This window comes from Mycobacterium sp. E740 (assembly GCF_001672895.1).
In the GTDB taxonomy this organism is placed as follows: Bacteria; Actinomycetota; Actinomycetes; order Mycobacteriales; family Mycobacteriaceae; genus Mycobacterium.
The window spans coordinates 1-12,153 of record NZ_LZKP01000189.1; the positions used below are offsets into that span (position 1 = coordinate 1).

At 68.9% G+C, this 12,153-nt stretch carries 12 protein-coding genes and 1 pseudogene; 9 read left to right on the forward strand and 4 right to left on the reverse strand.

Annotation, left to right across the window (positions count from 1 at the left end; genetic code table 11):
• Positions 1-89: 89 nt before the first annotated feature.
• A pseudogene (locus tag A5663_RS18605) lies at positions 90-461 on the forward strand (hypothetical protein); the annotation flags it as partial.
• 336 nt (positions 462-797) lie between these two features.
• Here A5663_RS18605 and A5663_RS18610 read toward each other — a convergent pair.
• On the reverse strand, positions 798-1,361 hold the full coding sequence (locus tag A5663_RS18610; protein ID WP_068152439.1) for a hypothetical protein: 564 nt from the start codon (positions 1,359-1,361) through the stop codon (positions 798-800).
• A 133-nt stretch (positions 1,362-1,494) separates the two neighbouring features.
• Here A5663_RS18610 and A5663_RS18615 point away from each other — a divergent pair, with 133 nt between their 5' ends.
• The gene (locus tag A5663_RS18615; protein ID WP_156744552.1) at positions 1,495-2,700 is read left to right on the forward strand and encodes a mannosyltransferase; all 1,206 of its coding nucleotides are present in this window, start codon (positions 1,495-1,497) and stop codon (positions 2,698-2,700) included.
• Here the strand turns inward: A5663_RS18615 and A5663_RS18620 are convergent.
• Complete coding sequence (locus A5663_RS18620) at positions 2,678-2,962, reverse strand: 4a-hydroxytetrahydrobiopterin dehydratase (RefSeq protein WP_068152442.1); 285 nt, start codon at positions 2,960-2,962, stop codon at positions 2,678-2,680. The genes A5663_RS18615 and A5663_RS18620 overlap by 23 nt on opposite strands.
• Before the next feature lie 39 nt (positions 2,963-3,001).
• On the opposite strand from A5663_RS18620, the gene A5663_RS18625 reads away from it, so the two are divergent.
• The 3 genes from A5663_RS18625 to A5663_RS18635 are packed head-to-tail and all read left to right on the forward strand — an operon-like array spanning position 3,002 to position 4,939.
• A complete protein-coding gene (locus A5663_RS18625) occupies positions 3,002-3,391 on the forward strand; it encodes a (deoxy)nucleoside triphosphate pyrophosphohydrolase (protein ID WP_068152472.1) in 390 nt (129 codons plus the stop codon).
• Between the two features lie 41 nt (positions 3,392-3,432).
• On the forward strand, positions 3,433-4,512 hold the full coding sequence (locus A5663_RS18630) for a hypothetical protein (RefSeq protein WP_068152445.1): 1,080 nt from the start codon (positions 3,433-3,435) through the stop codon (positions 4,510-4,512).
• A gap of 40 nt (positions 4,513-4,552) precedes the next feature.
• Positions 4,553-4,939, forward strand: a complete 387-nt coding sequence (locus A5663_RS18635) for a helix-turn-helix domain-containing protein (protein WP_068152448.1) — start codon at positions 4,553-4,555, stop codon at positions 4,937-4,939.
• Here the strand turns inward: A5663_RS18635 and A5663_RS18640 are convergent.
• Positions 4,936-5,178, reverse strand: coding sequence for a hypothetical protein (locus tag A5663_RS18640; RefSeq protein WP_068152451.1), 243 nt, complete (start codon positions 5,176-5,178; stop codon positions 4,936-4,938). The genes A5663_RS18635 and A5663_RS18640 overlap by 4 nt on opposite strands.
• A gap of 284 nt (positions 5,179-5,462) precedes the next feature.
• On the opposite strand from A5663_RS18640, the gene typA reads away from it, so the two are divergent.
• Both typA and A5663_RS18650 read left to right on the forward strand, forming a co-directional pair.
• On the forward strand, positions 5,463-7,364 hold the full coding sequence (gene typA / locus A5663_RS18645; protein ID WP_068152456.1) for a translational GTPase TypA: 1,902 nt from the start codon (positions 5,463-5,465) through the stop codon (positions 7,362-7,364).
• Positions 7,365-7,378: 14 nt separating this feature from the next.
• Positions 7,379-9,319, forward strand: coding sequence for an ABC transporter substrate-binding protein (locus tag A5663_RS18650; protein WP_369816669.1), 1,941 nt, complete (start codon positions 7,379-7,381; stop codon positions 9,317-9,319).
• Here A5663_RS18650 and A5663_RS18655 read toward each other — a convergent pair.
• Positions 9,303-10,535: a chloride channel protein gene (locus tag A5663_RS18655; protein WP_068152460.1), complete on the reverse strand. Its 1,233-nt coding sequence runs from the start codon at positions 10,533-10,535 to the stop codon at positions 9,303-9,305. The genes A5663_RS18650 and A5663_RS18655 overlap by 17 nt on opposite strands.
• 39 nt (positions 10,536-10,574) lie before the next feature.
• On the opposite strand from A5663_RS18655, the gene mshB reads away from it, so the two are divergent.
• Positions 10,575-11,477 (forward strand): N-acetyl-1-D-myo-inositol-2-amino-2-deoxy-alpha-D-glucopyranoside deacetylase, encoded by a 903-nt coding sequence (gene mshB / locus A5663_RS18660; RefSeq protein WP_068152464.1) that lies wholly within the window; start codon positions 10,575-10,577, stop codon positions 11,475-11,477.
• Positions 11,478-11,632: 155 nt separating this feature from the next.
• Positions 11,633-12,019 carry a hypothetical protein gene (locus tag A5663_RS18665; RefSeq protein ID WP_082974233.1) on the forward strand — a complete coding sequence of 129 codons (387 nt, stop codon included), beginning with the start codon at positions 11,633-11,635 and terminating at the stop codon, positions 12,017-12,019.
• Positions 12,020-12,153 lie beyond the last annotated feature (134 nt).

Genomic DNA, 12,153 nt, shown 5'->3' on the forward strand with positions numbered 1-12,153 from the left:
CTGTCCGAAGCCGGAATAACGTTGTCCGACAGCGACTTCGCTGGCCTGTTGACTGAGACGATCCAACACGCCGCCGCAGCCGCGCCGCTCCGGCGGCTGCTCCGGCTCCTGCGCCCGCTCCTGAAGCCGCGCCAGCCCCGGTGGCCGCACCAGCACCAGCGCCAGCACCCGCTCCCGCTCCTGCCGCCGCTCCAGCGCCCGCACCCGCTCCGGCAGCGGTGCCGGTGGCCGCACCAGTTCCGGCGCCCGCCCCAGCACCGGCGCCGGCCGCCGCTTCCGGTCCGGCGTTCGGGCCGGATGCGCCACCGACGCAGGACTTCATGTACCCGTCGATCAGCAACAACTGCCTCAAGGACGGCGGAAACGTGCTCGCCACCGCGATCTCGGTGGCCGGACCGGCGAAGATCCCTACGCCCGGCGCCGGATTGTGCGCGACGAACTGGTTCACCGCCGACGCGACATTGCGCGAATCGGCGGGTGCGACCGCGTCACCGGCGAACACGGCGGCCGCAGCCATCAACGTCGACGCGGCGTTGGTCGGATCGGCGGCCGCCTGCTGGATGGCCGGGCTGATCCCCTGCACCGCTGACAGACCGGGCGCTTGCAGTCCGTCGATCGGCAACGGGGGTGGGGCTGGTTCTGCGCCGGCCACACCGGCCACGCCGCTGACGAGCAGCGTGGCCGATGAGCCGATCGCGATGGCGACGGTGGCGAACATCCTTCGAGCTGACATGGCTTCCTCTTGCGTTTCGTAGTGGGTGGTGTCGGCCAGTTGGTCGTTCTCGTCGCCGCCGCGATCAGGGCAGGGCGGACAGCGGCATCAGCAGCGGCGCGACACCGGCGCTCGGCACGGCCGGAGCTGCCGCAGCTGCGGCGGGCGCTGCGACCGCGGCCGGCACTGCCGGCACGCTCGGTGTGGCCGCGGTGGCTGCGGCGGGCAGCAGACCGGCCAGTGGCGAGTTCTGCGGCATCAGCGAAGCCAGACCGGTCGGCAGGTTCGACAACAGGTTGCCTGCCGGGTTGGCCGGTGTGGTTGCCGCCGGGGCGGCCGCCGGCGTGGCGGGCAATGCGGTCGGCGGTTGCGGCAAGGTCACCGACGCGGTCGCGGACGGCGGTTCGGTGGCGGCCGACGCGGGCGCTGCCGCGGTGCCGTTCAGCATCGAGGTGAAGCCCTGCATCAGCTGCGTTGCGGCGGCCGGGTTCGACGCCAGCTGCTGGATGAACGGCAGGCCGGGCACGCTCGGGGCCGGCGCGGGAGCCGCAGGAGCCGCGGCTGCGGCGGCGCTCAGCGCCACGGCGGCCGAGACCGCTCCGGCAGCGGCAATCATGGTGGTCGCGAACAGTTTTCTGGTGCTGTACATGTTTCTCCCAATCAGTTGTGTCGGCACGCCTGCGGCCGAAGCTACGGAGTTACTGGTGTTACTCAAGTGACACGTGTGGCGGTGACGGAACCGTTACTCAAGCGAAGGGTTTCGGTGACCGGCCGATAAAGTCGTGCAGATCGACACCTCCACAAGCGCCGATCCGTCGGCGCCGCGCCGACCCGCCCGACTGGCCCACGCTGGCCCGGCGCTGCTGGCGCTCAGCATCGCTGCCCGACTTGCCTGGACCTACCTCGTGCCCAACGGCGCGAACTTTGTCGATTTGCACGTCTACGTCGGCGGTGCCGGCGCGCTCGACCAACCCGGTGCCCTCTACGACTACGTCTATGCCGACCAGACGCCGGACTTTCCGCTGCCCTTCACCTATCCGCCATTCGCCGCTGTGGTGTTCTATCCGCTGCATCTGCTGCCGTTCGGGCTCGTCGCGTTCCTGTGGCAGCTCGGGATCATCGCTGCGCTGTACGGCGTGGTGCGGATCAGCCAGCGGCTGCTGGGTTCGGGCGACCGGCGGACCGCGATGTTGTGGACCGCCGTCGGCATCTGGATCGAACCGCTGCGCAGCACCTTCGACTACGGCCAGATCAACGTGCTGCTGGTGCTGGCGGTGTTGTGTGCGGTGTACAGCTCACGGTGGTGGCTGTCGGGGCTGTTGGTCGGGCTCGCCGCGGGGGTGAAGCTGACGCCGGCGGTGTCCGGGTTGTACTTCGTGGGTGCGCGACGGTGGGGTGCGGTGGTGTTCTCAGCGGTGATTTTCCTTGCCACCGTGGGTGTCTCGGCTCTGGTGGTCGGTGACCAGACTCGGCGCTATTTCACCGAACTGCTGGGTGACGCCGGTCGCATCGGGCCGATCGGCACCTCGTTCAACCAGTCGTGGCGGGGCGGCATATCGCGCATCCTCGGCCACGACGCGGGTTACGGGCCGGTGGTACTGGGTGGCATCGCGCTCACCGCGGTGTTGGCGGTGCTGGCGTGGCGGGCGATAGGCGGCGCTTCGGATCGGCTCGGGGCGATCGTGATCGTGCAGTTGTTCGGACTGCTGTTGTCGCCGATCTCGTGGACCCATCACTGGGTCTGGCTGATCCCGCTGATGATCTGGCTGCTGCACGGACCGCTGCACGCGCGGCTGGGAGCACGGGTGCTGGGCTGGGCCTGGCTCGCGCTGACGATCGTCGGGGTGCCCTGGCTGCTGAGCTTCGCGCAGCCGACGATCTGGGTGATCCCGCGGCCCTGGTACCTGGCGTGGGCAGGCCTGGTCTACATCGTCGCGACGCTCGCCACGCTGGGCTGGATCGCCGCTACTGGCCGACGATCCCGTTGATGTCTCGCGCCATCTCGACGTCCTTGTCCGTGATGCCGCCCTCGGAATGCGTTACCAACGCGAAAGTCACTGTCCGCCAACGGATATCGATGTCGGGATGGTGGTCCTTCGCTTCGGCGTGCTCAGCGACGCGGCGCACCGCGTCGATGCCGTCGAGGAACGCGGGGAACTTGATCGAGCGGCGCAGCGCGCCGTCGGCGCGCTCCCAGCCGGGTAGGTCGGGCAGTGCCTGGTCCACTTGTTCGTCAGTCAACACAGCCATGACTTCGACGGTATACCGTCAGCCGCAATGTCGAACCAGCTGTCGAATCAGATCGTCGTCGCCGGTGCGCTGATCTGTGGATCATCGCTGCTCGTGGCTCAGCGTGACCGCCCACCCGAGCTGGCCGGGCTGTGGGAACTGCCCGGCGGCAAGGTCGCAGCCGGAGAGACGGACGAAGCCGCGCTGGCACGCGAACTGCATGAGGAACTCGGCGTCGACGTGACGGTCGGGGCGCGACTCGGCGCCGACGTCACGCTCACCGCGACGACGGTGCTGCGCGCCTACGTCGTCACCCGGACCGGCGGCACCTTGCAGCCCATCGACCACCGCGCGCTGCGCTGGGTCACCGCCGGCGAGCTCGACGACCTGCCCTGGGTGCCCGCCGACCGGGCGTGGCTGCCCGAACTGAGGGCTGCGTTGACGGCCTAGTCGGCACGCCAACGTCGCGCCCTCGCTTATCCTTTCGGTTCATGCGCGTGCTGCGGTTCGTCTGGCGGGGCGTGCTCGCATTCGACCGGATCGGCGCGCGGATCCCGCAGCTGGTTCAGACGTGGCTGGTCGAGTTGTTCTTCGCCCTGCCGCTGACGTTCTTCATCGCCAAGGTGATCGACATCCGCGGCGCGTTCGGCGTCCCGGGCACCGGCGGCCCGATGCCCGGGGTGTTCTGGGGTGCGCTCGTCGTGTCGCTGGTTTGCGGTTTCGTCTTCTTCCGCGGCCTGGTCAAGCCGCGGGTGAGACGCGGCTCGTGGACGCCGATGGTGCGCGCCGACCTCGGCGATGTCACCGTCATGGGCGGAAACTGTTCGTGGAGAGTCGAATACGAGTATCTGACCAGCCATCCGTCGTACTCGCTGTTGCTTCTGCTCACCGCGCCCATCCCCGCCGCAATGGCGCTCATGACCATCAATCATGGTGACAGTACCTTCTACTGGCGTGTCGCCGGTGCCGTCGGGCTCATCGTGTTGGCCCTCATGGCGGCGGCGCGGCTGTTGAGTTGGTACGTTTTCCGCTTCGGCCGCCGCGAGCTGGACGATCACGCTGTCGCACAAGGCACTTCGCAGGTCAGGCTGAGCTGGGAGATGGCGTGGAAGCCGTTGCTGATGCTGATCGTGATGGTCTACGCGATCGTCGGGCTGCCGCTGGCCTACATGTGGTGGGACGAGCTGCGCACCATCGACAGGCTGCCCGTCGTCACGGTGGCGGACGGCGCCGCAGCGGTCGACCAGTATCGGCGCGTCGAAGGCGACGTGGCCGGCGAACCCGTGTACTGGGCGCCACGGGGCACCGGGCGCGGCGGCAACAATTTCTCCGGAGCCGGTGTGCTGGTTGAGCTTTCGTCGGGAGGCGAAGCGCTGCTGCTCGCCGAATCACTGTCGGTGCCCGACTTCGTCGGCGTCATGCACGACGTCCACGACGACGAGATACGCACGCACGGCCGGGTGATCGACCACATCACCGACATCCAGCGGCAGTACTACGGCTTCGACGAGAGCGGCTTCCCCGAGCCTTCGGCCGACGGCCGGGTGATGGTGCTGCTGTCTTATCCCTAAGGCCCAGCCAGCGAAGGGAAGTCGCTCTAGGGTGGTCGGCATGGGGCTGCCGGACGACGTGTACGCACGGCTGTTGCTGCTGCGCACGGCGTTGCGCCGGTTCGAGCGCTGGAGCGCCGAGCAGGCGCAGGCGGCGGGCCTGACACCGATGCAGCACCAGCTGCTGCTGGCGATCCGCGGGCACGCCGATGATCGCGGGCCGACCATCGGTGAGGTCGCCGACTACCTGTTGCTGCGCCACCACAGCGCCGGTGAACTGGTGAATCGCGCGGAGGGTGGCGGACTGCTGCGCCGGGTCCGCGACGGCGACGACCGCCGGGTCGTGCGGCTGCAACTCACCGACGCCGGATCCGAGCGATTGGAGTCGCTGACCGCCCTGCACGTCGAGGAGTTGAAGCGCCTCGACGTACAGCTGCGTGGCGCTTAGGACCTGATCCGAGTCGGGCGGGCAACCACTCGCCACGGATGCATCAGCAGGGGGTGGCGGCACCGCGCACAGTCATGCTCGGCGCGCTTGCCCGGCGAGAAGGTGAAGTGGTCGCAGTGCGGGCAACGGACCAGATGGAAGGCGCCCAGAAGTCCGAGCACACCGAGATATATCGCGACGGTCGCCGCTGCGGCCAGCACCGCGTCCAAGGCGATCGTGAGCACTTCGTAGATCGGCATGAGGATATTTTATCTCGTGTCACGATATATTTCCAGCCGGCTGATGCCATTCGGCGCGCGGCTATGCGCGCCGTGCCCGTTTGAACACTTTCTTGAGTTTCCTGCCGCGGACTCCGTGCAATCGCGCCTTACGCACCTTCGAAACCACGACCGGGCAGCGCTTGCACCGGGGCTTACTTTGGCAGCACTTCTTCTTCGGTTCGAGGCCGGCGAGCTTGCTGGGCTTCAAGTGACGGGCATCTCTCGTTTTCGTGATCGGCCGACCGCACTGGGATGATTCTGAAGTGAGTTCCCAGCCTGATTTCAGAAACGTCGCCATCGTGGCACACGTCGACCACGGGAAGACGACCCTCGTCGACGCCATGCTGCGCCAGTCCGGCGCGCTGACACACCGTGGTGACGACGCCACTGAGCGCATCATGGACTCCGGCGACCTGGAGCGTGAGAAGGGCATCACGATCCTGGCCAAGAACACCGCGGTGCACCGCCATCACGCCGACGGCAGCGTGACGGTCATCAACGTCATCGACACGCCCGGGCACGCCGACTTCGGCGGCGAGGTCGAACGCGGGCTGTCCATGGTCGACGGGGTGCTGCTGCTGGTGGACGCGTCCGAAGGCCCGCTGCCGCAGACCCGGTTCGTGCTGCGCAAGGCGCTGGCCGCCCACCTTCCCGTCATCCTGGTGGTGAACAAGACCGACCGCCCCGACGCGCGGATCAGCGAGGTCGTCTCCGACAGCCACGATTTGCTGCTGGACGTCGCCTCCGACCTCGACGAAGAAGCCCAGAAGGCCGCGGAGGAAGCACTCGGGCTGCCCACGCTGTACGCATCCGGGCGGGCCGGGATCGCGAGCACCACTGAGCCCGCCAACGGCGAGAACCCCGACGGCAGCAACCTCGATCCGCTCTTCGACGTCCTCATGGAGCACATCCCGCAGCCCAGCGGCAACCCCGAAGCCCCGCTGCAGGCACTGGTCACCAACCTCGACGCCTCGGCCTTCCTGGGCCGGCTGGCGCTGATCCGCATCTACAACGGCAAGCTGCGCAAGGGCCAGCAGGTCGCGTGGATGCGCGAAGTGGACGGCGTGCCCGTCGTCACCAACGCCAAGATCACCGAACTCCTGGCGACCGTGGGCGTCGAGCGCAATCCGACGGACGAGGCCGTCGCCGGTGATATCGTCGCCGTCGCCGGCATGCCGGAGATCATGATCGGTGACACCCTGGCCGATCCGGACCATGCTCACGCGCTGCCCCGCATCACGGTCGACGAGCCGGCGATCTCGGTCACCATCGGCACCAACACGTCACCGCTGGCGGGCAAGGTGTCCGGCCACAAGCTCACCGCCCGCATGGTGCGCAACCGGCTCGACCAGGAACTGGTCGGCAACGTGTCGATTAAGGTCGTCGACATCGGCAGGCCCGACGCCTGGGAGGTGCAGGGCCGCGGCGAGCTGGCGCTGGCCGTGCTGGTCGAGCAGATGCGACGCGAGGGCTTCGAGCTGACGGTCGGCAAGCCGCAGGTGGTCACCCGCACCATCGACGGCAAGCTGCACGAGCCCTTCGAGGCGATGACCATCGACTGTCCCGAGGAGTTCGTCGGCGCGATCACGCAGCTGATGGCCGCGCGCAAGGGCCGGATGGAGGACATGACCAACCACGCCGCCGGCTGGGTGCGGATGGACTTCGTCGTGCCCAGCCGCGGCCTGATCGGCTTTCGCACCGACTTCTTGACGCTGACCCGTGGCACCGGCATCGCCAACGCCGTCTTCGACGGCTACCGGCCGTGGGCCGGGGAGATTCGCGCCCGTCACACCGGTTCGCTGGTGTCCGACCGCAGCGGCAGCATCACCCCGTTCGCGATGATCCAGCTGGCCGACCGCGGCCAGTTCTTCGTCGAGCCGGGCCAGGACACCTACGAAGGTCAGGTCGTCGGCATCAACCCGCGCGCGGAGGATCTCGACGTCAACGTCACCCGCGAGAAGAAGCTGACGAACATGCGCAGTTCGACGGCCGACGTCATCGAGACGTTGGCCCGGCCGCTGGAGCTCACCCTCGAACAGGCGATGGAGTTCTGCGCCGAGGATGAATGCGTCGAGGTGACACCCGAGGTCGTGCGCGTGCGCAAGGTCGAGCTGAACGCCAGCCTGCGCGCACGCGCCAAAGCGCGCGCAAAGGCCCGGAACTGAACCTGGCGGATACCCTGTTTGTCGTGTCCGGCCCCCCACGCGTCATCGCCGCGATCTTCGCGATGGTGACCCTGGTGGCCGCGTGCACCGTCAGCCCGCCGCCCGCTCCGCAGAGCACCGACACCTCGGAGACGACGGCGCCCCCGCCGTTGAAGGCGACACAGATCATCATGGCGATCGACTGGATCGGCCCCGGCTTCAACCCGCACCTGCTGTCAGACCAGTCCCCGGTCAATGCGGCGATCAGTTCGCTGGTGCTGCCGAGTTCCTTTCGGCCCATTGCGGATTCGAAGATGCCGACGGGATCGCGTTGGGAGCTCGACCCCACCCTGCTGTTGTCCGCACAGGTGACGAGTGAGGATCCGTTCACCGTCACTTACAAGATCCGGCCCGAAGCGTCGTGGACCGACAACGCGCCCATCGGCGCCGACGACTTCTGGTACCTGTGGCAGCAGATGGTCAGCCAGCCCGGCGTCGTCGACCCCGCGGGCTACGACCTGATCACCGGGGTCCAGTCGACGGAGGGCGGCAAGACCGCGGTCGTGACGTTCTCGCAGCCGTACCCGGCGTGGCGCGAACTGTTCAACAACATCCTGCCCGCCCACATCGTCAAGGACGTCCCGGGCGGATTCGCCGCGGGACTGGCCCGCGCGCTGCCCGTCACCGGGGGACAGTTCCGGGTGGAGAGCATCGATCCGCAGCGCGATGAGATCCTGCTGGCCCGCAACGACCGGTACTGGAGCACACCGGCCAAACCGGACCTGGTGCTGCTGCGGCGCGGCGGCGACTCCGCGGCGCTTGCCGATTCGATCCGCAACGGCGATACGCAGGTCGCCCAGGTGCACGGCGGGGCGGCGACCTTCGCCCAGCTGTCCGCGATCCCCGACGTGCGCACCGCACGGATCGTCACCCCGCGCGTGATGCAGTTGAGCCTGCGGGCCCAGCAGCCCGCTTTAGCGGATTCCCAAGTGCGCAAAGCGATTCTGGGGCTGCTCGACGTCGACCTTCTCGCCGCGGTGGGTGCCGGTGACGACAACACGGTGACGTTGGCGCAGGCGCAGGTGCGCTCGCCGTCGGATCCGGGCTATGTGCCCACCGCGCCGCCGGCGATGGCCAAGACGGACGCGCTCGGACTGCTCGCCGACGCCGGCTATGAGCTGGAACCGGTCGCGACCAGCGCACCGCCCACCCCGGGCACGCCGCCGCCGGACGGCGATCGCGGGCGGATCGCCAAGAACGGCGACCCGCTGTCGCTGGTGATCGGGGTGGCGGCCAACGACCCGACCTCGGTCGCCGTCGCCAACACGGCAGCCGACCAGTTGCGCAACGTCGGCATCACGGCATCGGTGACCGCGTTGGACCCCGTCGTCCTCTACGGCGACGCCCTGCCCAACAACCGCGTCGACGCGGTGGTCGGCTGGCATCACGCCGGCGGCGACCTCGCGACGTCGCTCGCGTCACGTTACGGGTGCCGGGCCCTGGAGACGACGCCGGTGGCGACCGTGCAACCCGGCGCGACGACACCGGTCGCGCCGACCGCCACGCCGACCACTCGGCGGCCCAGCCCCACTTCGGTACCCAATTCGACACCCGCGTCGGTACCCAATTCGACGCCCGCGTCGGTACCCAATTCGACGCCCGCGTCGACGACACCTCAAAAGCCCAGTCCCGCACCGGAATCCGACGAGCTCGTTCAGGCGCCCAGCAACATCACCGGCATCTGCGACCGCAGCATCCAACCGAAGATCGACGCCGCGCTCGACGGCACCGAGAAGATCGCCGACGTGATCACGGCCGTCGAACCGCGGCTGTGGAACATGGCAACCGTGCTGCCGATCCTGCAGGACACCACGATCGTGGCGGCCGGCCCCAGCGTGCAGAACGTCAGCCTTTCGGGCGCCGTGCCGGTCGGCATCGTCGGCGACGCGGGCAACTGGGTCAAGACTCGGCAGTAGCTACGCCCCGCTGACGTAGCAGGCGTACACCGTGCGCGCCGAAGGCGCCGATGCCGAACACGATCAGCAACCAGTACGGCGGATGCGCGAGCTCCCACACGAAAAGCCCCGCGAACAGCGGCGCGCGCTGCGTGATGGCCAGCACGCCTGCGGCGCACGTCAACGACAAGGCCGCCACATTGATGCCCGCGCCCGCTTCGTTGAGCGCGAGGCCGATGAGCGAACCCGCCGCCGCTCCGGTCGCCATCGCAGGCGTGATCAACCCGCCGACGGCGCCGCAGCGCAGGAACACCGCGGTGAGAAGCGGTTTGAGCACCAGGATCATCGCCGCTGCGCCCAGCGTGAGCCCGCTGTTGACGCTGACCGTCAGGATGCTCCTGCCGTTGCCGGGCAGCTCGGGCCACCAGATCGAGCACACACCGGTCAACAGCCCGGCCGCGGCCACCGCCGGAACCAGGTACCAGGCTCGCAACTGGACTCGCGGGCGCGCGGCGGCCATGACGCGGTCGAACGCGAAACCGATCCCGGCCGCGAGCGGCGAGACGGCCACGGCCAAGAGCACGAACAGATAGGACAGTTCGAAGTCCGGCCACGTCAGCGCATGTTCGAGATGGGTGACCGGAGACGCCACCGCGACAGCGAGACTCGAGGTGATCAGCGCTGCGCCGACCGCGCGCGGATGCCAGGTGCGCAGCAGTATCCGCGCGGTGAACACCGCCCCGCCCAGCGGCACGCTGTAGACGGCGCCCAGACCGGCGCCCGCCGCGCACGCGAGCAGGATCTCGCGGTCGCGAGCCGTCAGCGACAGCCGCGTCGTCCCGAGATCGCCGAGTGCAGCAGCGATCTGACGCGGCGCGCTTTCCCGGCCCAGCGACGCGCCGGACCCGACGAGCAGCACCTGCAACGCCGCGTCGATGCACAACGGCACTCGAGGCAACCGCCGGTTACCGGTGATCACCGCCGACAGCGACGGGACTTCGGCGCGTCGCCGCAGCAGCCACCATCCGCACCCGGCAAGCGCACCGCCGATCATCGGTCCCAGCGCGCGGCGGACCGGGCTGCTGCCACCGACACCGGTCAGCAGGGTGCCGAACGAATAGTGGTATGTGAGGTGTTCGACGCCGTGCAGCAACAGCGTCGTTGCCGCGCCTGCGACGCCGGCGAGCAGCCCGACGATCATCACCGCGCAGCCGAACTCCACGGTGCGCCGAGACACCTCGTGAATCTATGCCAGCCGGCAGGCAAGCTGGTGCGAATGGAAGCCAACGCGTTCGACCGCGTCGCCGGGGCGCGGCTGCTGTTCGTGCACGCACATCCCGACGACGAGACGCTGACGACCGGGGCGACGATCGCCCACTACGTCGCGCGCGGCGCCCAGGTGCGCGTCGTCACGTGCACCCTGGGCGAAGAGGGTGAGGTGATCGGACAGCGGTGGGCGCACCTCGCCGTCGACGCGGCCGACCAGCTCGGTGGGTACCGCATCGGCGAACTGAGCGCCGCACTGAGCGCGTTGGGAATCGCCGAACCGCACTTCCTTGGCGGGGCCGGGCGCTGGCGCGACTCCGGGATGGTGGGCACGCCGCGTCGTCACCATCAGCGGTTCGTCGACGCCGACCCCGCCGAGAGCGTCGGCGCGCTGGTGGCGGTCATCCGTGACCTGCGTCCGCACGTCGTCGTCACCTATGACCCGCAGGGCGGGTACGGCCACCCGGATCACATCCACAGCCACGAGGTGACGATGGGCGCCGTCGAGAAAGCCGGCGCCGCCGACATTCCCGGTGACCCGTGGACGGTCCCGAAGGTGTACTGGGCAGTGACGGCCAAGAGCGCGCTGGCCGAAGGGCTCGCCGAGCTCGACGACGCGCCGCCGGAATGGACCCGGCTGAGCGCCGACGAACTGGGCTTCGGGTATCCCGACGACGCGATCGACGCCGTCATCGACGACCCGGCGCAACTGAACGCCAAGGTCGCCGCGATGCGGGCGCACGCCACGCAGATCAGCGTCGCCGCAAACGGCCGGTCGTTCTCGCTGTCCAACAACATCGTGTTGCCGGTCGGTGCGGTCGAGCACTACATCCTGGCGGCGGGCAAGGCGGGCGAGCGCGATGCCCGCGGCTGGGAAACCGACCTGCTGGCCGGGCTGAACCTTCATGAGTGACGCGGCGGAGGAGTAAGCTTTGCCAGTCGGCGGCGCAACGAAGGGACGGCCATGGACCCTGATCTCGATCCCAATTTGCAGCACTGGCAGGACCGGTTCGACAGCCTGCAGTGGGTGATCGGCTCGCTCACCGGCTTGCTGGACAGCATCCCGACCTGAGTTCCTTCGTCGCGGACCTTCGGCGCATCGCGGTCCTGACGCTGCTGGCAATCGACGGCGTGCTCTGCGCCGTCGCGGCAGCTCTGCTTCTTCCGCTGCGGCTGGGGTCGATCCCGTTTCCCGTCAGCGCGTTGATCGCCGGCCTCGTCAACGCCGCGCTGGTGTGGGCCGCACTGCACTGGACCTCGTCGCCCCGGGTGGCGGCCCTGCCGCTGTGGACATGGCTGCTCGCGGTGGCGTTGATGACCTTCGGCGGACCCGGCGACGACGTCATCTTCGGCGGTGCCGGGATCATGGCCTACGCGGTCCTGGTGCTGATCGCGCTCGGCACGCTGCCGCCGGCGGCGGTGCTGAGGGCGCGGGTGAACCGGGGACTAGGGTGACCCGTATGTCGGGGATGAATCTCGTGGGCGCCGGGGTTACAGGGGAGTGGCTCTGAACCCTCAGCCCGGCACCGACCTGCCCAATCCGGTGATCGCGCCGAAAGCCGATCAGCCAACCGCTGCCGCTGTGCGGC

What these genes read in the sequence shown, in the direction of transcription:
- A5663_RS18610 (WP_068152439.1), bottom strand. Translation starts at nt 1,361, where the DNA reads ATGTACAGCACCAGAAAACTGTTCGCGACCACCATGATTGCCGCTGCC.
- A5663_RS18620 (WP_068152442.1), bottom strand. Translation starts at nt 2,962, where the DNA reads ATGGCTGTGTTGACTGACGAACAAGTGGACCAGGCACTGCCCGACCTA.
- A5663_RS18630 (WP_068152445.1), top strand. Translation starts at nt 3,433, where the DNA reads ATGCGCGTGCTGCGGTTCGTCTGGCGGGGCGTGCTCGCATTCGACCGG.
- A5663_RS18635 (WP_068152448.1), top strand. Translation starts at nt 4,553, where the DNA reads ATGGGGCTGCCGGACGACGTGTACGCACGGCTGTTGCTGCTGCGCACG.
- A5663_RS18640 (WP_068152451.1), bottom strand. Translation starts at nt 5,178, where the DNA reads ATGCCGATCTACGAAGTGCTCACGATCGCCTTGGACGCGGTGCTGGCC.
- mshB (WP_068152464.1), top strand. Translation starts at nt 10,575, where the DNA reads ATGGAAGCCAACGCGTTCGACCGCGTCGCCGGGGCGCGGCTGCTGTTC.